At 36.7% G+C, this 20782-nt stretch carries 13 protein-coding genes and 1 tRNA gene; 8 read left to right on the top strand and 6 right to left on the bottom strand.

The window, feature by feature from the left end; translation table 11 throughout:
- Nucleotides 1-323: 323 nt before the first annotated feature.
- Both sat and RGRSB_RS01710 read right to left on the bottom strand, forming a co-directional pair.
- On the bottom strand, nucleotides 324-1490 hold the full coding sequence (gene sat / locus RGRSB_RS01715; RefSeq protein WP_119259565.1) for a sulfate adenylyltransferase: 1167 nt from the start codon (nucleotides 1488-1490) through the stop codon (nucleotides 324-326).
- An 844-nt stretch (nucleotides 1491-2334) separates the two neighbouring features.
- Complete coding sequence (locus RGRSB_RS01710) at nucleotides 2335-5829, bottom strand: WD40 domain-containing protein (RefSeq protein WP_119259564.1); 3495 nt, start codon at nucleotides 5827-5829, stop codon at nucleotides 2335-2337.
- Nucleotides 5830-6132: 303 nt separating this feature from the next.
- On the opposite strand from RGRSB_RS01710, the gene RGRSB_RS01705 reads away from it, so the two are divergent.
- The 7 genes from RGRSB_RS01705 (at nucleotide 6133) to RGRSB_RS01675 (ending at nucleotide 14072) form a co-directional block, all read left to right on the top strand.
- Nucleotides 6133-7647 carry a hypothetical protein gene (locus tag RGRSB_RS01705; protein ID WP_119259563.1) on the top strand — a complete coding sequence of 505 codons (1515 nt, stop codon included), beginning with the start codon at nucleotides 6133-6135 and terminating at the stop codon, nucleotides 7645-7647.
- A 178-nt stretch (nucleotides 7648-7825) separates the two neighbouring features.
- Entirely contained in the window at nucleotides 7826-8287 is a 462-nt protein-coding gene (rimP, locus tag RGRSB_RS01700; protein WP_119259562.1) for a ribosome maturation factor RimP, read from the top strand.
- 38 nt (nucleotides 8288-8325) lie between these two features.
- Nucleotides 8326-9552 carry a transcription termination factor NusA gene (gene nusA, locus RGRSB_RS01695; protein ID WP_119259561.1) on the top strand — a complete coding sequence of 409 codons (1227 nt, stop codon included), beginning with the start codon at nucleotides 8326-8328 and terminating at the stop codon, nucleotides 9550-9552.
- 33 nt (nucleotides 9553-9585) lie between these two features.
- Nucleotides 9586-9873, top strand: coding sequence for a YlxR family protein (locus tag RGRSB_RS01690; protein WP_119259560.1), 288 nt, complete (start codon nucleotides 9586-9588; stop codon nucleotides 9871-9873).
- Between the two features lie 188 nt (nucleotides 9874-10061).
- A complete protein-coding gene (infB, locus tag RGRSB_RS01685) occupies nucleotides 10062-13067 on the top strand; it encodes a translation initiation factor IF-2 (protein WP_119259559.1) in 3006 nt (1001 codons plus the stop codon).
- Nucleotides 13068-13106: 39 nt separating this feature from the next.
- Complete coding sequence (locus tag RGRSB_RS01680) at nucleotides 13107-13757, top strand: low-complexity tail membrane protein (RefSeq protein ID WP_338063336.1); 651 nt, start codon at nucleotides 13107-13109, stop codon at nucleotides 13755-13757.
- A 114-nt stretch (nucleotides 13758-13871) separates the two neighbouring features.
- Nucleotides 13872-14072: a hypothetical protein gene (locus RGRSB_RS01675; protein ID WP_119259558.1), complete on the top strand. Its 201-nt coding sequence runs from the start codon at nucleotides 13872-13874 to the stop codon at nucleotides 14070-14072.
- A 2442-nt stretch (nucleotides 14073-16514) separates the two neighbouring features.
- Here RGRSB_RS01675 and RGRSB_RS09955 read toward each other — a convergent pair.
- Together RGRSB_RS09955 and argF are read right to left on the bottom strand one after the other, a co-directional pair.
- Nucleotides 16515-16679, bottom strand: coding sequence for a nucleoside triphosphate pyrophosphohydrolase family protein (locus RGRSB_RS09955; RefSeq protein ID WP_172582012.1), 165 nt, complete (start codon nucleotides 16677-16679; stop codon nucleotides 16515-16517).
- 25 nt (nucleotides 16680-16704) lie between these two features.
- Nucleotides 16705-17628, bottom strand: a complete 924-nt coding sequence (gene argF, locus RGRSB_RS01665) for an ornithine carbamoyltransferase (RefSeq protein ID WP_119259557.1) — start codon at nucleotides 17626-17628, stop codon at nucleotides 16705-16707.
- A 250-nt stretch (nucleotides 17629-17878) separates the two neighbouring features.
- On the opposite strand from argF, the gene RGRSB_RS01660 reads away from it, so the two are divergent.
- Nucleotides 17879-18991 carry a site-2 protease family protein gene (locus RGRSB_RS01660; protein WP_119259556.1) on the top strand — a complete coding sequence of 371 codons (1113 nt, stop codon included), beginning with the start codon at nucleotides 17879-17881 and terminating at the stop codon, nucleotides 18989-18991.
- 95 nt (nucleotides 18992-19086) lie between these two features.
- Here RGRSB_RS01660 and RGRSB_RS01655 read toward each other — a convergent pair.
- Both RGRSB_RS01655 and RGRSB_RS01650 read right to left on the bottom strand, forming a co-directional pair.
- A tRNA-Ala gene (locus RGRSB_RS01655) sits at nucleotides 19087-19159 on the bottom strand.
- Nucleotides 19160-19337: 178 nt separating this feature from the next.
- Nucleotides 19338-20738 (bottom strand): TonB family protein, encoded by a 1401-nt coding sequence (locus RGRSB_RS01650; RefSeq protein ID WP_119259555.1) that lies wholly within the window; start codon nucleotides 20736-20738, stop codon nucleotides 19338-19340.
- Nucleotides 20739-20782 lie beyond the last annotated feature (44 nt).

Below are 20782 nucleotides of genomic sequence, written 5' to 3'. Positions count from 1 at the left end.
TTAAAGTATGGCCTAATAGTTTTTGATTCTCACTACAAACTATTAATTAGTCGTTTAATGAAACTTAAATAGTTTATTTGGACGAAAAGAATTAGACTGGGAATGAGAAAGGCTTAGAAGAAGATTATTATAATTTTTCTGGACTAGTTGTGACAAAATCACAACAAGCAAAAGTTAAAAGTTATAACCTTATAAGGTTATAACTTAGGAGAATACGGTCAAAATAAAAATTTTAAAAATTATTAGCCACTAATTTATAACACTCAGTTTGGAAGGGCCAATTTTATTAAAATCCTCGAAAGGTTGAGATTTACGATACTGGACTAGCTTAATTTTTGTTGCATTGATGCCACCAAAATTTGGGCAATTTCCGGACGGCTAAACTCAGGAGGAGGAGTCTTACCATCTTTGAGCATCTTGCGGACTTTAGTCCCAGACAAATTTATTCTTTCTTCAGGAGTGCTAGGACTAGTTTTGGCAGTCGCCATAGTTTGAGTGCGAGTACAATAAAACGCATGTTCAAATTTCATAGGCTGAATCTTTAGTTCATCTTCTTGAAATTCTTCAAAAATGTGTTGAGCATCGTAGGTACCATAATAATCTCCAACTCCTGCATGATCTCGTCCCACTATAAAATGGCTACAGCCATAATTCTGGCGAGCAATCGCGTGCATAATGGCTTCTCTTGGACCTGCGTAACGCATAGCAGCAGGAAAAACGCCTAAAAAAGTACGGTTTTTGGGATAGTATTTATCAATTAAAGTTAGATAACATTGCATCCGTACATCGGCTGGGATATCATCAGATTTAGTCATCCCAACTAAGGGATTGATGAATAATCCATCAACTAGTTCGAGAGCAATTTTAGTAATATACTCGTGGGCACGGTGGATGGGATTACGGGTTTGGAAAGCAACTACAGTCTTCCATTCACGCTTTGCAAACTCTTCTCGAGTCATTTTTGGAGTAAAGCTGTGTTCAGGAAAACTGCTTTGAGGAATAGTGTTGACAAGGTTGATAGGACCACCTAAGTAAATTTCTCCCTCAGCTCGCATTGCCTTCACCCCTGGATGATTTTCGTCGGTAGTGCGATAGACCTTTTGAGCTTCGTGGTTTTGATCTGGCTTAAATTTGCTGGTAATGGTTATGACAGCCAAGATATCACCATTAGGATGAACTAAAGCAATATCATTATCTAGGCGATATTTTTCAGAACCAGCTTTGGGAACCTGTAAAGTAACAGGAATAGACCACGCCAGACCATCCTTTAAGCGCATATCGTTAATGATTGTTTGATACTCTTCTTCAGTGATAAAGCCATTGAGAGGACTATAAACACCAGTCGCAATACACTCAAGATCTGCAAGATTACGCTTAGAAAGTGTTAATCGAGGTAAAGTATGGGCGTTTTCAAGGGCAATTTGTCTATTAGCGCCGCTCAAGATACGATCAATCAATTGACCACCATGGGGGGTGATTATATTCATCATGGTTATTACTCCTAAAATTGGCTCCTTAAAAGGTTCAGTATCCCACAATTTTATACATCAAAACAGAATATAAGTATGTTATAGTTTTCAACTATTTTATCTGTAATTTCTTATGTAATTGTTTTCAGCTGCGTCCAGGAAGATCAATAATTATATGTAATCTACAATTTTATTCTCTAACTTGTTGAGAATAACAACTATTTACATAGCTAAATTATAAAGCTTGTTTTTCTTACTTTATAATTTGGCTTAACTCTAAAAAATTAGAACATTTAATTTTTTAGAGTTCTATATTATTTGAATATACTTATAATTAGATTGAATTTATTTAAAATTTGCTGAATGATCGGATTAGTTGTGCTAATAAATTATTCTTTAATATATCATTAAATTGTTTTCTTTTGAAAAAAAGTCTTGGAAAGATATAATTTACTTAAGCATTAATCAACTAAAATAAATAAATTTCTATATTTAACTAAGCTTTTAATTTTGAGCATTGATCATTTCAATGACCATTTTATAGACAGTTAGATAAACATTATTTTCTGATACAATAATTTTCAGTCTTTCATAAGAAATATCTAAATAAATCAGGAACATAACACCAATTTTTTCCTCTTCGTTCTAAACGAACACACCAATTTACTTTAACCCTGCCTTCACTTTAATTCCAAGCTTCGAGATGGTCATCGTTTTTTGAACAGGTTTCCCGCCAAAGTATTCATATTTTTTGTAAACCAAAGGATATGATAAAAATTCATACAGGATAAATCTAGTTTAAGTTATTGTTTTTATTTATATAAACAATAACTTTTGATATAGAATTTAGGGAATGGACTATAAGTTATTTACAGACTTTCAGTCTAGCTTTTTCCTGGGGGCGAGCAATAAAATAGTCTTCTAGCCATTGACATCCTTGAGTTAAAAGATTTTCTAAACGAGTAAATTCTTCTTGTACTGGCCATATTTTTACAATGCCATTCCTAGCAACCGTTATAATCTGTTGACTATCTTGACTAAATTTAAGTCCTACAATAGGCTGCTGATAGCCCTTTATTTTGGCATGAAGATTTCCTTGAAAATCCCATAACCGAATAGTTCCATCGCTTGAAGCAGTTGCCAAATAGTTAGTATCAGGACTAATACTGACATGAGAAATGGGGAAAAGATCACTTTTAAATACTTCTAAAAGATTGCCATTCATTTTCCACAATCTTGCAGTTCTGTCTTTAGAAGCAGTCAATAAATATTGACTATCTGGACTAAAATCTAGCCAATCAATCCGATCTTTATGACCAAGAAATGACTGTTGTAAATTTCCCTTTAAATCCCATAATTTAGCTGTTCTATCTCCAGATGCAGTGGCTAATGTTTGGGCACTTGTACCAAAACTAATATGATGGATGGTTTCATTATGAGCAGCAAATTTATTAATTAACTTTGGAAACGCACTTTTAATATCCCATAGCCAAACTTCTCCTGAACGAGTCGCTGTCGCCAATAATTGACTGTCAGGACTCAGAGTAACACTATAAACCCTGACTAAATTATCAAATAATTCGCTGAGTAATTTGCCTTGTAAGTTCCATAATCTGACACGACCATTGTTATCAGTCGTCACTAGTTTCTGATTATCTTGACTAAATTTTACATCATTAATGCCACTATTATGGGCTTGGAATTGTCTTACCTGTTTACCGTGTAAATCCCAAAGATAAACGTTCCCATTTTCAGCAGCAATCGCTAATAACTGACTGTCAGAAGAAAAACTAACCGCCGTGACATAATTATCAATGGTTTTAAACCCATTGGTTATAGGAGAAGTCATGTCCCAAAGCTTCACTGTCCCGTCACTTGATGCAGTAGCTAACTTTTGACCATTATTGCTAATGGCGACATCATAAATGGGCTCTTGATGTCCATGAAAAACCGTTACTTCTTCCCCTTGGCTATTCCATATTCTGGCAGTCCCATCACTTGATCCTGTCACTATCCATTTACCATCCTTGCTATAAGTCACATTTTTGACCAACTCCTGATGTCCCTTCAAGGTTAAAGTTAATTTTCCTTGATTATCCCAAATTCTGACAGTCCCATCCTTGGCTGAGGCGGCTAATTGTTGCCCATCAGGGCTGAAACTGACACTATAGAAGGAGTTTACATCGTCTTTCAGAGTTGTTAGAAGATTACCTTTACTATTCCATACTTTAACGGTTCCATCTCGTGACGCAGTGGCGATACGTTGTCCATCTGGGTTAAATATTCCATGATCAATGGATTTTTGATGACCTTTTAAAATAGCCAGTTGTCGTCCTTGGAGATCCCAAATTCTGGCTGTATAGTCCCTAGAAGTCGTAATTAAGCGTTTTCCATTAGGACTAAAACTAACACTATAGACTGATGACTTATGTCCTTTCAGAGTTGCTAATTTTTTTCCTTGTAAAGTCCAGATTTTGGCGGTGTCATCTTGGGAGGCGGTGGCGATACTTTTACCATCAGGGCTAAAAGCTACACGATATATACTTCCCTGATGATCGGTTATGATCAATTGCTCTCGGCCCTGCCAATCCCATAAACGGATAGTTCCATCACTTGATGAGGTAGCTATTAATTGTCCATTCGGGCTAAAACTAACACTATTAACGGCATCTTGATGACTAGTTAATTTGTTTTTTTCGTGAATTTTATTTAGAATTTGTTCTAAGGCTAAAATGGGACTAGTAGCGGGATAGTCTTGTAGTATTCGTTTGTCTTTGACGATAGTTTGTAATTGCTGTACTCCTTCCATTGCTGATAACAATCCCTCAATTTGTTCAAATCTAAATCGTCTCCATGCACTATTACCAGCTTGTTCTAATTGAGTTCCTTTTTGTGCTTCTTGTTGTTTTTTAATTGCTAACCTTGCCTGAGTAAAGAAAATAATTGCTCCTACTAAAGAAAAGACTAAAATAGCAATTCCAAAACGGATCATTTTTTGAGCTTTTTGATTTGCTTGGGTTAAAATTTCATTAGCTTTTTTCTCGGCTACTAAGTTAATTTCTGCTTGCTGTTTATCTAAATTCTGACTCGCCGTTAAAAATTGATAATCAATATTGCTAAGGTTTTTATCTATTGCCCAGTTCAAGGCATCTTCAAGAGCTTTTCCACGCAATAAACGAGAGGTATCTTGATGATTTGAGTTAATCCAAGCAGTAATTGCTTCCGAATAAGGACGAATTTTTTCAAGTTCTTTGCTGACCCATTTGGAGTTGAAAACTTCTCGATAAATTTTGTTATAAACAATGAGTTTACTATTACACTTAACCACTAATCCAGATAGACGCAGTTCCGTTTGTTCTGGGCTATTATCAGCCTCAACTAAGCCATTTTTTAAAATTTTTTGATACAATCCTAGTAATTTTCCAGTTCTTTTCTCATTGAGAAGAAGACGATCACGAATCGTCTTTAGGTGAACAGGCTCATCTTGAGATTCCCAATTTTTTATAATAAATTCTTGTACAATACTAGTAATAATTTCATATTCTTTTCCTGGATAAATAATATCTACTTTGTTCAGAAGTAATTGACAGAGTTTTTGTGTCAAGAAAGGCTGTCCTCCTGTCCAATCTAAAACTACTTTTAAAACTTTTTTTGGAGAATTTGTAATAGTAGTTAATCCAGGAATTAATGGGTTAACCTCTTCCAGAGTAAATCCTGTTAATTCAATAGGTTGCCCAATATTAAACGGTGTTTGAGTTTTATCACGGATTAAATCCGAAGGAGTAGCAACTCCAAATAATGCAAAAACAATCTTATTAAATTGAGGCTTTTCTGCTCGTTGATTGTAACAAAATCGAATTAAGGTAAAAAAATCATCAAGGGAGAAATCAAGACTAATGACCTTATCAATTTCATCAATAAAAATATATTTCTTTTCTCCTTGAGAATAAATTAAAAGAACTTCTTCTAAGAAGAGAAGAAATTTTTGAACCCCCGATAAATCTTTTTTTTCCTTTAGCCAAGTTTTTAAATTGACTTTTTCAGTTAAATTAAATCCTAAAAACAATTGGGTGATAATTCCACTATACCATTGTTGCTGACTAATATTACTTCCCAAACTGGTGATATCTACTGAAGCACAGGTCATTCCCTCTTCTTTAAGTTGATGCATCATACGAACTCTAAGACTAGATTTTCCCATCTGACGACAGTTAAATATATAACAAAATTTTCCTGCTTTTAAAGCTTCTAATAAGTCCTTATCCGCTACACGTTCTCCATAGGTTGGATGATCAAAAGAAAGACTTCCACCTATTTTGTAGGTGTATTTTTTTTGGATATAATTATTTTTATCTATCATAAAAACAATAACAATTAAAAATTAAAATAACATTTTTATTATAAATATCTAAAGACAACTTACGCTCTAATCTAGGCAAAATCTTCACAACTTTTATTGATATACTCTCTTGAGTACTGCTTAAAATAAAAAGATATGATACTAGAATTTATACGTAATCACTTCATCAAGAACTAACAAAATTAATCAAATGACTTAATTAAGAAAAGACTCAATAGATGAGCATTATTCCAGAAGACAAGGTAAACTAAACTAGTTCAAATCATTTTTTCTAAATACTTCTAACCTCTAACTGTTTAAAATATGACATTAACAAATTTGTTTTTAAACTTTCGAAAAAAATATCTACATTTACAATCATTCTCTGAAAAATTAATAGCTTTAATAGTTTTAGTTAATTACGGATTTGTTATTTTTGATTTAACCTATATTTCTTTACGAGATTTTTGGTTACAAGGAAGAGTTCAATTATATTTGAAGATTGGAGCTTTTGAGAAAGAAATACCGAAAGAACCTATAATAGTTCTACCTTTTAGATTAACAAAATATTATGATTGGGTGAAAGGAATTGAACCTAATCGAGAAACAGAAAATTATTTAAAAACGGTAAATAAACTTAATTTTTTTATAAACAAAACAGGTGACTTAGTCCAAGATCAAAAAATTAGTTATCTTTTATTTTATCTCCGTAAACAAAGTATAGAAATGATTGAACAAAATCCATTTCTGGTTGCTGATAAAATAGGAACCTTAGAAAGAATAAAAAATAAAATAAGAAAGCATGTATTTGGAAGTAAAAATATTTCATCTAAAGAATCTTTTAAGCTATTTTGGAGTCAAGAAAATTGGCAAAAAAATAGATTAAAAAATGAGTTAATTTTTTTTAACAATCAAATTAGACCATTATTAGAAACTAATTATTTTCGTCCAGTGGGGGAAAATGGAGAACCTATTAATAATTTTGGCTTAATTGATTTTCCTTTTTCCCTTATCTTTTTTATAGAACTTATGGCACGAAGTTGGTATATTAGTCGTCGTCATACCGGAATAAATTGGTTTGATGCCATGTTGTGGCGTTGGTATGATATTCTTTTGTTGATTCCTATATTTCGTTGGTTGAGGATTATTCCCTTAATTATTCGCTTAGATAAATCTAATTTAATTAATGTAAAAGCGATTAAAAAACAAACAAGTCAAGGATTTGTTTCCGGAATTGCCCAAGAAATTACCGAAATAGTGATCATTAACGTTATTAATCAAGTTCAATTTTATGTTCAAAAAGGAACAATCCGTAATATCTTAAAAAAGACTAATACTAATCTATATATCAATGCTGAAGATACTAATGAAATTGGAGAAATTATTAAAATAATTGGTTATTTATTAGTGGAAAAAGTTATTCCGGAAATTCGTCCAGAAGCAGAGGTATTTATTGAGTACAATCTTAAGAAAGCTTTAATTGAGATATCAGCTTATTCTAACTTAGTAAATTTACCTGGGTTTGAATTTATGAAAGACCAATTAACCCAAAAACTTGCTTCTCAACTTTATCAAGGATTATCTAAAGGACTCAAACAAGTGTTAATTCAAGATCCTAGTTTTAATAAATTTTTTGAGAAATTAGTCGATAAATTAACACACACTATGATCATAGAATTACAAGACCAACAAAGTATTGAACAGATAGAAATATTTCTCTATGATTTGCTAGAAAAATTTAAAATCAATTATGTTAGACGACTTTCTACCGAAGATTTTGAACAAATTTTAGAACGGACTCGTACCTTACGCCAAGAAGCTAAGATCACTAGTAGTTGAATATAAATTCTTTAAATACACCAAAGTGTCCCTAATTCCAAACTAGAAAAAAGGGACTAAAAGTTTGCTAGACTAGTAAACCAGGACAGGTAATCATGGTATCTTTTGCAACCCTTCCAAATTATTGACGTTCAAAGGAAGTGGGCTGAAACCCGCTTTTTTTAGTGCCTAAGCCGCAATGAATAACCCTATAATCTCACAAATTATTAAAATAGCTACCCCGATCGCCGAAAACCTCGGACTGGAAGTCGTTGATGTTGTTTTTCAGACCAACAAAAGACCCCCTGTGTTACGTATAAATATTTGTAACCCACAAGGGGATATAAGCTTAAATGATTGTGAAGGGGTAAGTCGCTCCTTAGAAACTAGTCTTGATGAGTCCCAAGTCATTTCAGGTTCCTATGTTTTAGAAATTTCTAGCCCAGGAGTTTCTCGAGAACTAAATAGCGATCGTGATTTTATGTCATTCAAGGGATTTGCCGTCATTGTTACAACCTATACCCCGTATTTAAATCAAAAAGAATGGCGAGGCAGACTTCAGGAACGAGATACGGAGAGCGTTTATTTGAACCAAAAAGGACGGGCAATTACAATTCCTCGGGACCTAATTACCACAATCACACTTGATGACCATTCCTAACCAAACTCTATATCTTTAAGTCAAGGAGGTCCATAACCATGTCCCTTATCAGCTTACCTGGTCTGGCTAAAATGATTGATGAAATTAGCCAACAGCACAATTTGCCGAAATCTGCCGTCCAAGAAGCCTTGCGAGAAGCGTTACTCAAAGGATATGAGCGTTATCGTCGTTCCCAAAGCTTAGATCGTCAGCAATTTCATGATGAATACTTTAATAATTTTGAAGTAGAACTAGACATTGAAGAAGAAGGGTTTCGCATCCTCTCTACTAAAAGAATTGTGGAATTAGTCGATAACACCGACCATCACATCTCTCTAAAAGAAGTCCAAGAAGTTGCTTCAGAAGCTCAACTAGGAGACGAAGTAGTTTTAGATGTAACCCCAAATCAAAAGGATTTTGGGCGCATGGCGGCCATTCAAACCAAACAAGTTCTTTTGCAAAAATTACGAGATCAACAGCGTAAAATTATTCAAGAAGAATTTAATGATCTTGAAGGGACAGTTCTGAATGCAAGATCCTTACGCTTTGAGCGCCAAGATGCGATCGTCGCCGTCCAAAGTTCTTTTAGCCAACCCGAGGTTGAAGCAATCCTACCCAAACGAGAACAGCTACCTAATGACAATTATCGTGCCAATTCTAGTTTCAAAGTTATCCTTAAAAAAGTTCGAGAAGGCTCCCATCGTGGACCTCAACTGATCGTTTCGCGCTCAGCAGCTGGTTTAGTTGTCGATCTATTTACTGTAGAAGTCCCTGAAATAGACGAAGAAATCGTGCGGATCGTGGCTGTTTCCCGTGAAGCTAATCCCCCTTCTCGCTATGTCGGTCCGAGAACTAAAATTGCGGTAGATACCCTAGAGCGAGATGTAGATCCTGTAGGAGCCTGTATTGGAGCTAGAGGCTCTCGAATTCAAGCAGTAGTTAACGAACTGCGGGGAGAAAAAATTGATGTGATCCGTTGGTCTCCCGATCCTGCTACCTATATTGCCAATGCCCTCAGTCCGTCCCGAGTAGATCAAGTGGTTTTAATTAACCCTGATGAACGCCATGCTCTAGTCTTGGTCGCCGAAGACCAATTGAGCTTAGCCATTGGCAAAGAGGGTCAAAATGTCCGCTTAGCTGCCCGTTTAACTGGGTGGAAAATTGACATCAAAGATACGGCTACCTATCAGCTAGAAATCAACAAAGAACAACAACTCTCTGATAAATCAGAGCTTTTGAGTAATGAAAAAGACAATGACGAAACTGACCTTGTATTTAAACATTGAATCTCAGGAGAGTGAATAATCATTTCATTAGTTATGCAGCCTAATTATCGACGTTGTATTAGTTGTCGTAAGATAGCACCAAAACAGACATTTTGGCGTATTGTTCGAGTTCATTCATCTCGACAGGTACAATTAGATAAGGGGATGGGGAGATCTGCTTATATCTGTCCTCAGGAGAGTTGCTTGTACAACGCCAGCAAAAAGGACCGTTTGGGTAAAATGCTTAGGACTAATGTCCCTGACAGTATTTATCAAATCCTATGGAGTCGTTGGCAGATACTAAGTGCCGAGTCTGTATCAGCTAAACTTCCCAATTCCTAACATTTAGGTTATTACGGATTACGGATGCGTCTTGATGTCTTTGGTCGTTAGCATAAGAGTAAGGTCATTTTATAAGATCATCATGATTGTAGTCGGATGGAACTGACCAAACCCAGAACTTGCCCGTTGCTCAAAAGCCAAGGGGCTAAGTCTTTAAACCAACACAAACCTAGTCAAGGGGATAGTGGATGAACAACGCACAAAAAGTTAGAATTTACGATTTATCGAAAGAGTTGAACCTAGAAAATAAAGATATCCTAGAAATTTGCACCCAGCTTAACATTCCTGTTAAGAGCCACAGTAGCACGATTAGTGAATCCCAGGCTGAACGGATCAAGGCCATGGCAATTAAATACGTTGCAAGCCAAACAACAAACCAAAAAGAACAAGCATCTCCTAAGGGAAAAAACAAACAACAAATTTTAGCTATTCATCATAAGCAAATTCATAAGAGTTCCTCTACTCAAGCCCCAAGAGAACCTCAGGGTTCTTCTCCAACCTTAGTAGCTCCCCCTCGTCCACCTGCTAAACCACAACTCCCTCAACCCCCTGCATACTCCCAAGAATCGCCTCAAAAAGCATCAAACGAAGAGGAAACGGTCGTTAATCCTAGTGAGAAGCCAAAACTTCCTGATAAAACTAAGCCCTCCGAAAAACTTATAACTCCTCTAGTTGAAGATAGCCAAGAACTTGAACCTACTCCGACCCTTCTTAATCCCCCCCAACTATCTAAACCTCTAGTTCAATCTTCTAAGAAATCTTCTTCCGGGAAGTCAGATTTGAAGCTTATCTCTAAACCTGAACCGACAGACAGAGTTGAGCCACAGAATAAACTCTCGTTAGAGACTATCCAGACTCCAAAAACAGTTTCCGCTGAAACTCCGGCTCCTAATAAAAAAATAACTAAAATCAAAGCTAAACTGGATCTCCAGCGACCGCAAGTTGCGAGGCTGCAAAAAGAGGAAACCCTTGAATTAATTGCTCCTTCGGTAAAACCCCCATCAGACGAAATTGATGATTCAGAAGTCGATGATGATGTTCTTGAAACGGCTTTAAAACCGAAACCAACCTTAAAACGTCCCACATCAGCGCGTCCTTCAAAACAGAAAAAATGGGAAGAAGAAGAGGAAGAACGTGAGTCTAAGGCGAAAAACAAAGGAGCTGCAAAAGCGAAACGTCGGACTAAACGTCTTGACGAAGAAGATGAAGATTTTGAGTCAACAACTGGTCTCAATCCTATTCCTTTAACTGCAAGTCTCTCTACAGCTCGTCCCCCTAAACCTCAATCTCAGACGAAACCAGCTGCTGTCAGCAAGCCTAAAAAGCCAATGCCCAAACCAGATACCGGTGGGGGATCAACAACGCGTCAGAAAACAGAACGTCGCGAACGTCAAGAAGTTGTTCAACGTCCTGAAATTATTATTCTCGACAGTAATCTGACAGTTAGAGAACTCGCTAATAGGCTGCAAATTCCTGAAACTGAAATTATTAAAAATCTTTTTTCTAAGGGAATTGCAGTTAATATTACCCAGACGCTAGATCTCGAAACGGCTCAGTTAGTCACAAAAGAATTAGGGGTGGAAGTGGAAGTCCCCGAAGTCAAAGCTGCAGCGACTAAAGATACGGAAATGCTCGATGAACACGACTTAGATAATCTTCAGCGTCGTCCTCCAGTAGTCACTATTATGGGTCACGTCGATCACGGAAAAACTACCTTGCTCGACTCCATCCGTCAAACCAAGGTCGCTCAAGGAGAAGCTGGAGGAATTACTCAACACATCGGGGCGTACCATGTGGATATTAAACATAATGGACAATCAGAACAGATTGTTTTTTTGGATACCCCTGGTCACGAAGCCTTTACCGCTATGCGAGCGCGCGGAGCTAAGGTAACAGACATTGCGATCCTGGTAGTAGCTGCTGATGATGGAGTTCAACCTCAAACACGAGAAGCGATTAGTCACGCTCAAGCAGCAAAGGTTCCCTTATTAGTAGCTATCAATAAAGTCGATAAACCTGAAGCTAACCCTGATCGCATCAAACAAGAATTAGCAGAATTGGGTTTACTTTCTGAAGAATGGGGAGGAGATACCATTATGGTTCCCGTTAGTGCCCTCAAAGGGGAAAACCTTGATACTCTCCTAGAGATGATTATCCTGGTGTCGGAAATAGAAGAATTGGTAGCTAACCCACATCGTCTCGCTAAAGGAACAGTCATCGAAGCTAACCTTGATCGTACTAGGGGACCAGTAGCCACCCTCCTTATCCAGAATGGAACTTTACGGGTAGGAGATGCCATTGTTGCTGGCTCAGTCTTCGGTAAAATCCGTGCCATGATTGATGATCGCGGAGAAAAAGTTGAGGCCGCTTCTCCCTCATTTGCTGTTGAGGTTCTCGGACTTAATAACGTTCCCTCTGCGGGAGATGAATTTGATGTCTATGCCAGTGAAAAAGAAGCCCGCGTCGTAGCTGAACAAGGAGCAGCTGACCAACGTCAAACCCGTCTGCAACAAGCAACGTCTTCTCGTCGCGTTACTCTCAGTACCATTTCGGCTCAAGCTCAAGAAGGAGAACTTAAAGAACTCAATCTTATTGTTAAAGCTGATGTTCAAGGGTCTGTAGAGGCAATTCTTGGCTCCCTAGAACAGTTACCTCAAGATGAAGTTCAAATCCGAATTCTCCTGGCTGCTCCTGGGGAAATTACTGAAACTGATGTAGACTTAGCGGCCGCCAGTGGTGCGGTGGTAATCGGCTTTAATACTACCCTTGCTAGTGGCTCTAGGGCAACGGCTGACCACGAAGGAGTAGATATTCGAGAATACGACATTATCTACAAACTCCTCGATGATATTCAAGGAGCTATGGAAGGGTTACTCGAACCTGAAGAAGTGGAATCTCCCCTTGGACAAGCCCAGGTTCGGGCTGTCTTTCCCCTCGGACGGGGAGCAGTGGCTGGTTGTTATGTCCAGTCTGGCAAGGTGGTACGAAACCGCTTTGTTAGAGTTCGGCGCGGCGACAATATAGTTTATCAAGGAAATCTCGATTCTCTTAAACGGGTTAAAGAACTTACCCGTGAGGTTAACGCCGGTTATGAATGTGGTGTCGGAATCGACAAATTCAGTGATTGGCAAGAGGGGGATATCATTGAAGCTTACGAAATGGTGATGAAACGTCGTACCTTAGCGGGGAGGTAAGACAACAAAAAGTCCATAATAGCTAGTTTATCAGCAATTATGGGCTTTATTTATTCTGAATTATGTTCTTTTGGTATTATGAATAACTTTCGTTCGGAACCGTTTTTATGGATTCATCTAGCCGGAATCGCTGTTGCTCCTTTAAGCTTACAATTAGTTTTATTAGGACTAGCTGTAGGAGAACCCTTACCTCTGTTTTGGCTAGAACTTTTCATTGTTGGAGTGTTTGGAGTGGTTCCAATTCTCTTGATGCAGTTGACTCGACCCTTCGATATTTTTAGTGTATTATTGCTCTCCCTTCATCCTGATAGTTTGACCGTTGAACAACGTAAAATTTTAAGATCATTAAAAACTCGAAACATCCGAATTTTGACGGTGGTCGCGGCGTTTGCTATGTTAGGTGTTCTATGGGAACTTTATCTATTCGCTCCCCTAGGGGCAATGACGGTCGCTACACTACCTCAATGGCGAATACTAGGATTGTTTATTGCGGCGATCGGTTTTTTGTTGAGTAATCTGTTTGTTCAAATCCCCATCGCAATTATTGGTATTCTCTTGACTCCTCAACAACAATGGCTAACCATTGAACCTTATACAACCGAAAAAATTTTCCAAGACTTTACCGTTTGTGGACTTCGTGTACAAAAAATTCTCCCGATCAAAGTTGAATTTTCGTCCTCTTCTGAATAAACTTATCCAAAAACTTCATATTTTTTAAAAATTTGTCTCAAAGTTATCAGAATCTTCCGAATTATCTGAGTTATTCTTAAAGAAATATAATGTTAGTCATGTGATGAATTTCTTATGTTGAGTTCAACTCTCTCCCGTAATCGTAAGTATGATCAAGATCATGAAATTTGGGAGCATTTAAAACAGGCAATTGCTGATTGTTCTGGTTTTAAACAGTGGCAGTCTCGCCGCCAGACCACAGATCATGATTCTTCTCTTCTCGACCAACAGGTGCGCTGTTATCTCCGAGAAACTCTAGAAACCTTAGCTTACTAACATTTTGAGCGGGGGCTTTTGCCCTCTTTTTATTATTCTTGTTATAAGAAGTTTAGTTTGACTCAAATTAAATAGTAAATACTGTAAGTTGCAATAAATCCAAAATGGAAAAATTTTTAAATAAAAAACGATAGCTGACTGACAACCTGCCCAGCAATTCGGCTAACATAATTACAAAAATCGGGAGCTGTGAAAGTTTGCTTTTGACTTGAAAATCACCTCTGAAATAAGAGGTAGAGGCGTTGTGTTCAGATACAAGGTAAGATAAAGTGAAAAAAAATACAGATTTGTAAACATCTCAGAAATTATGATTACAAAAACGATTTATGAATTTATTACTCAAGGAAAATAGTAATTGTAGAATTGTCCTAAAAGTAGAAGGGAAAGAAAAAACTTGGAAAGAAAAAATATAAAGTATTTTGAATAGCTCTCAGAGAAGTATTTAAAAACTTAATTAGGAACCAACAATTACTTTACTTTTTCTAAAAAAAGATGATCAGACTTGATATTATTTCTGAATAAAAAGACTCTTAAATAGTAAAGATATTTCAATCAAAATGGTCAAAAAAAATCAAACAATACGGAAAGAACAAAAGAATAAATACGATAAATATTTTTTTATAAAGAACTAATTAACACAATTAATTAAATTTAAACTAAACTGGAATTTTTAAGAAAATATCATGTCTATTTCTTCAAAAAGAATTATCACTGAATAAAATAAAAGAGAAATAGCATTCAATAAAGAATTATAAAATTGCCAAAATAATACTCTAAACTAAACACTATAAAAAATATCAATGAAAATAGTATGAATTACAGTCTAATTGCCTAAATACAAAATTATAAAGTTATTTGCTTTTTTAAGGTTTATTTAGAGTTGCCTACTTATTCTCTCCCCTCCCTCAGAAGAAGAGACTTAGAATCGGGCAACGGGCAAAAGTAAAATTTTAGTCATAATTAGAATCTATTAGAACCGTTTTGTTTTTTTAAAAGTTTAAGATTACCGCTTCTTGGAAGTAAGCTTTGATAGTGTATTTAATCTGCTCTAAAATACCTGCTGATATTCATGTTGTCTTGAATACATTTTCAGAATCAATAAGCAGTAGCATCATTTCATTATTCCAAAAAAGCAGATGGTGAAACTCGACCCCATGAAATTGAGATTGGGAAGGCGATATCCTACCACCAAACTATATCTGCAGTGCTACAATTCTCAGTTGTATTTTCAAAATGATCGGGAACGCAACTGACTTAATTTTTCCATAATTTGAATGATTTATCTTGATACTGTAAACATTAACACTTCTCAATAGACAAGCTAGGCTGGATGGTATAAGAAATGGACTTTTCCCCCAGAAGCCGTGACCGTGGTCTGAGTGTATTTTTGGTCCAAATTAATAACTTATCTCCGCAACCGTAACCATTTTTTATGGAAAACTCGATCAGACAACAAATATTCTAAGATTATCTTCGTACAATGAGTAACGTCTTCTCTCAGAAAATCTAAGACTTGGGAAAAAAAAGAAAATTTTTTCTTTGATAGACTTGTTCAAGAATATTTAAACCTGCTTTAGCCTTTTCTAAGACAAAAAATCTATCTTGAAGGACATTCTTGTCTATTTTTTTGAATAGTTTACAGAAGATACAAAGAGACTAGACGAGCACTAGGTAAAAACCAATCTGTTAAGGTTGTACCTACCGACGACTCCCATCACGGCTAATTCCATAGGAAGATTAACACTTTATCCCGTTTCTGTATGAAAAGAGATTATCCCATAAAGATTTTCTGATGTGGATAAAATTGTGCCGACGATAAACTCTTTAAAGATATTCTGCCCCATGATACAAAAAACTTTTTCCGTTAAGCAATATTCTCTTTTCAGTGGGACAGCTTACATCAAGGGTTTTCCTTAGCGATACAATCGTGAGAATTCTATTTCTACTAAAGTTTTTCCAATAGCCATCAAGGGTAGATAGATTTGTATGAAGAGAACGTTAGGATTCAATATAAACTTTGAGACAGCATTCTGATGTTAGGTTTGCAAGAAAGCTAACATCAGAACGCTGAACTACTAAAATTTGAAAATGACGATAGGTTAAGTTAAGATACCCTTTTTGTATCCCATTGTTGAGGAACATTCAACCTGAATAACCCGTAACTACTCGTTGCTTTAAAAGTTTGTTTGAATATTTCGGTATCATTTTGAGTAAATATGTATGTCATTACATATTTTAATAAGTTTTCTTCCGTGATAATTTTTGGAAAAATATCTGTTTGTATTTTACTATTCCTAGGGTTAAGTTTCAGTCCAAATCAACTGAAGACATTGATTGAAGCTGCCTCATCCTTTTTCTTTACTGTTTATTAATTACCTTCTCACGAGGAATATCGTAAGCAATTAGAATATTATCGATAACTTCAAATAAATCTCCTAACTCCTACGAAATATTGTTAGAATTAGCCTGGGCAGGTTCTTGGGATTCCTTGATCAATTTATTTTTTAAGCTCTGTAAGTATTCCACTGCAGACAGAGTTCTCACTTCAAGCCTATTTCCAGGTTGTTCAATGATTTCTGGAATTTTGCTTCTGACTAATGTATTCAAAAATTGACGGAAGGTTCACCACCCATCAACTATTTATTCCTAATAAACTTACTATCAATGCTTTTTGGGCATGCATTCTGTTCTCTGCCTGTTCCCATACTCGGGAATGTTTCCCTTCAATAACTGAATCAGTAATTTCTTCTCCGCGGTGAGCAGGTAAACAATGTAAAACAATGGCTTCCTTATCAGCATAATTCAGTAGGGCTTCATTAACTTGATAGGGTTCAAATAAGGGAATTCTTGAAGCTGCTAAATCTTCTTGTCCCATGCTTGTCCAAACATCAGTGTAAAGTACTTGAGAATCTTTAGCAGCTTTAATAGGGTCATTAGTTATCATAACCTCAAATCCGTCTACTGCTAATTCTTTAGCCTTGTCAACAATCTGACTATTTGGTTGATAGCCATCAGGAGTGGCAATATTAACTTTCATCCCCATTAACGCTCCTCCTAAAATTAGAGAATGGGCAACATTATTTCCATCCCCAAGATAAGTAACCGTAATGCCGGATAGGGTGTTTAGATTCTCTTGAATTGTCAACAAATCGGCTAAAGTTTGACAGGGATGTTCCAAGTCAGTTAAAGCATTAATAATGGGAATTTCCGCATACTTGGCAAAGGTTTCTAAGTCTTCTTGTTTATATGTGCGAACAGCTAAAATATCTAAATAGCGATCTAAAACTCTAGCAGTGTCGGCAATAGGTTCCCCTCTCCCCACTTGAGTAACACTAGGATTAAGATCTATTACGTGTCCTCCTAACTGATACATCGCCACGCTAAAGGAAACACGGGTGCGAGTGGAAGCTTTATAAAATAAAAGTCCTAGGACCTTTTGAGAGATAGGCGACTGTCCCCCATTTTTAAGATGTGCTGCCAATTCTAGAACATTCTTAAGTTCGGTAGCATTAAGATCAGCAATTCCTAGAATATCTCGTCGAGTTAGAGTTGTCATAGTTATTTCAATCTATGTATAAATAGTGTCTTTTTGTCTGTAAAGAACAGACCGTCATTGTATCGACCGAACTATGGTTAACCGTGGATTCATAAGGCATAATTCATAATTGCTGTAGATAACCGAACTTAGTAAGACGGATTTTACTGTTATTTTTAAGTCTCATTAATTTTACATCTCGTTACAATGAGATTAGGTAAGAGTGGAGTCGTTGAAACAGATTTTATAAATTAAATAGGAGGTTCCACCCATGAATAATAATATAAGGGTTGGCAATTTGTTCGGGATTCCTTTTTATGTGAATCCTTCTTGGTTCCTAGTTCTGGGGTTAGTTGCTGTCAGTTATGGGAGACAGTTGGCATTATTTCCGCAATTAGTAGGGATTGTCCCTTGGGTTTTAGGTCTTTTTGCTGCATTGTTACTATTTTCTTCTGTGGTCGTTCATGAATTGGGGCACAGTTTTGTTGCACTTTCCCAAGGAATTAATGTTAAGTCCATTACTCTATTTTTGTTTGGAGGATTAGCTAGTTTAGAAAAAGAATCTGAAACACCCTTAGAAGCATTTTGGGTAGCGATTGCGGGCCCCGCTGTTAGTTTAGTGATCTTTGCTGTATTGAACCTAATTCAAGTTAATTTCTCCTTTAGTGCACCGGTTGAAGCAATTGTTTCACTACTTGCTTCAATTAACTTAATTCTAGGATTATTTAATTTAATTCCTGGTCTACCTTTAGATGGTGGCAATATTCTTAAAGCATTAGTTTGGAAAATCACTGGAAATCCAAATAAAGGAATTATTTTTGCTAGTCGCGTTGGACAAATTTTCGGTTGGTTGACTGTTACTATCAGTGGGTTAGCAATTTTAGGAATTAGTCCTATTGGAAATTTTTGGACATTATTAATTGGTTTCTTCCTATTACAAAATGCAGTATTTTCTGGTCAGTCTGCTAGGTTTCAAGAAACTTTAAGTGGTTATACAGCCCAAGATGCAGTAATTCCTTATAGTCCTGTAGTTCCTGATAGTTTTAACCTGAGAAAATTTGTTAATGATTATGTAATTGGTAAGAGGAAGTGGAAGAAGTTTTTAATAATTAATGAAGAAGGAAAACTATCGGGAATTCTCGAACCAGATGCTTTGAATAAAATTTCTACTTCCCAATGGACTGAGTTAAAAATTTCAGAAATAATGCAGCCCATTAATGATGGTATAATCACAATTGAAGCAGATAAATCTTTGTTAGAAGTAGTAAAAATTTTAGAGGATGATCCTCGTCAGCAACTAACCGTGATTCAAAAAAATGGCATTGTATTAGGGTTTTTAGAAAAAGCGTCAATTATCAAGTTTCTCCAAAAAAAAACAAGCTGAAGCCGTGTTATTTACTAGACCTAGACGCTTTTGAGAATCAATAAGAACAAATCGTAAAAATGAACGACTAATTTACTTTCTCTTCCATTCCCTGATGGAGCTAAGCGGACTCGAACCGCTGACTTTCACAATGCCATTGTGACACTCTACCAACTGAGTTATAGCCCCTGATGCACCGTCGACTTACCATACTACTTGGAATTTAACATCCTTGTCAAGTTTTTCTAGTCTAGAAGTTTTGGACGACAATTGCTAAATAACTTTCAAAGTCCTTAATTAGGTTATCAAAACATTATTGACCATTGAACAGGTTTTGCTAAAAGTTCTCTAAAGTAACTGGAGTTACTCATTTTTTAGTACTAGGAGGGAGAGGGGGAGCATTCTTGCTAAAGGTTGGAGTAGTAGTTGGTTCTGGGTTTCCCTCAGAAGTTGGTTGAGTTGATTCAGCCGGAGTCTCTGGTGTTGACCCTTCCCGAATTGTTGGTTCTGGGTTCCCCTCAGAAGTTGGTTGAGCTGATTCAGCCGGAGTCTCTGGTATTGACCCTTCCCGAATTGTTGGTTCTGGGTTCCCCTCAGAAGTTGGTTGAGCTGATTCAGCTGGAGTCTCTAGTGTTGTGGATTTGTCTTGTTGGCTTTGTGAACGTTGGGTAACATCAGGACAAATTTTTGGATCAAAATTAAAAGATATCTTTACTCGGTAGTGTTGAAGTTGACCGTCTGTACTAAAATTAGTGGACTTAATTTGATTAAAAGCTTGTTGGTTCAAAACGCCATAACCTGAACTTTTAATAAGATAAGGATTTTTAGCCACATCACCCCCAGGGTTAACAGTGATACCATAGATAGCTGTCCCCTCTAAATGTCTTAAACAAGCCGTTTTGGGATAATCTCCTCTTAAAGCTTGCCAATTCTCTTTTTTAGTAACAGGACTGCCTATTTTTGCCATCCACTGAGCATCATTGCGCCTTGCATCTTCATTAGTTGTATTATTCCTGTTGTAACGAAGATTGTCCGCTCCTTCAATTGTCTCACGTACTAAATTACTAATCAGTTTATCTTTTCGGGCTTGCTCTGCATTAAGGGCTACTTGAGGAGGCGTAACATCGCGGGTAATGGGGTTTTGCGAAGTAGGTGCATATGGACGATCATTTCTACCTTGATTGATTAATTGATCAATGGGAACTGGAGCTTTCGACAGACCGAAATCGGGTCTTTCAGAGATAGGTGGAAATCGGGGAGTTGGAGATTGGGGTTTGTCCAGCCTAAAAGTAGATTGAGGGGGGACGGGCAGTCTTGAAGGCAGATTTAGAGGGGGAGCAGTTGGTAGTGATCGCTGTGGTTTAGGAAGTGATCTAGGAAAAGAAGGACGAGTATAACTTAGGGACGGAAGGGCAGGTAACGCAGGTAAAGCAGGAGGAACTGGTAAAGTATTAAAAGTATTGGGCGCGGAATAGTTTGAGGAAAAGGAGTCTAGGACAGGTATATCGGCGGGTAAACTCTCAAGAGAGTTATGTATATCCGACAATGGCAACTGATCTGGTAAACGTGCTATTTCAGCAGAGGTTAACTCGATTATTTCAACGTCACGTCGATTAGAGTCCGACTTTTGTAAAGGATTTAAGTAAGTTAAGTTAGGAAGCAGCAGACCCAACAACAACGCATGAATCCCAACCGATGTTATCATGGACAAACTATTAGAGTTAAACACTCTAATGGACATGGGTTTAATAAAAAAAGTGGAAGTCATAATCGTTATTTAATCCGTTCTGCAATTATGCCTAAGTTCATTGT

It is taken from the genome of cyanobacterium endosymbiont of Rhopalodia gibberula, from assembly GCF_003574135.1.
GTDB lineage: Bacteria > Cyanobacteriota > Cyanobacteriia > Cyanobacteriales > Microcystaceae > Rippkaea.
Note: the sequence above shows the minus strand (reverse complement) of the source record. Positions and strands in the feature narration are given on the sequence as shown.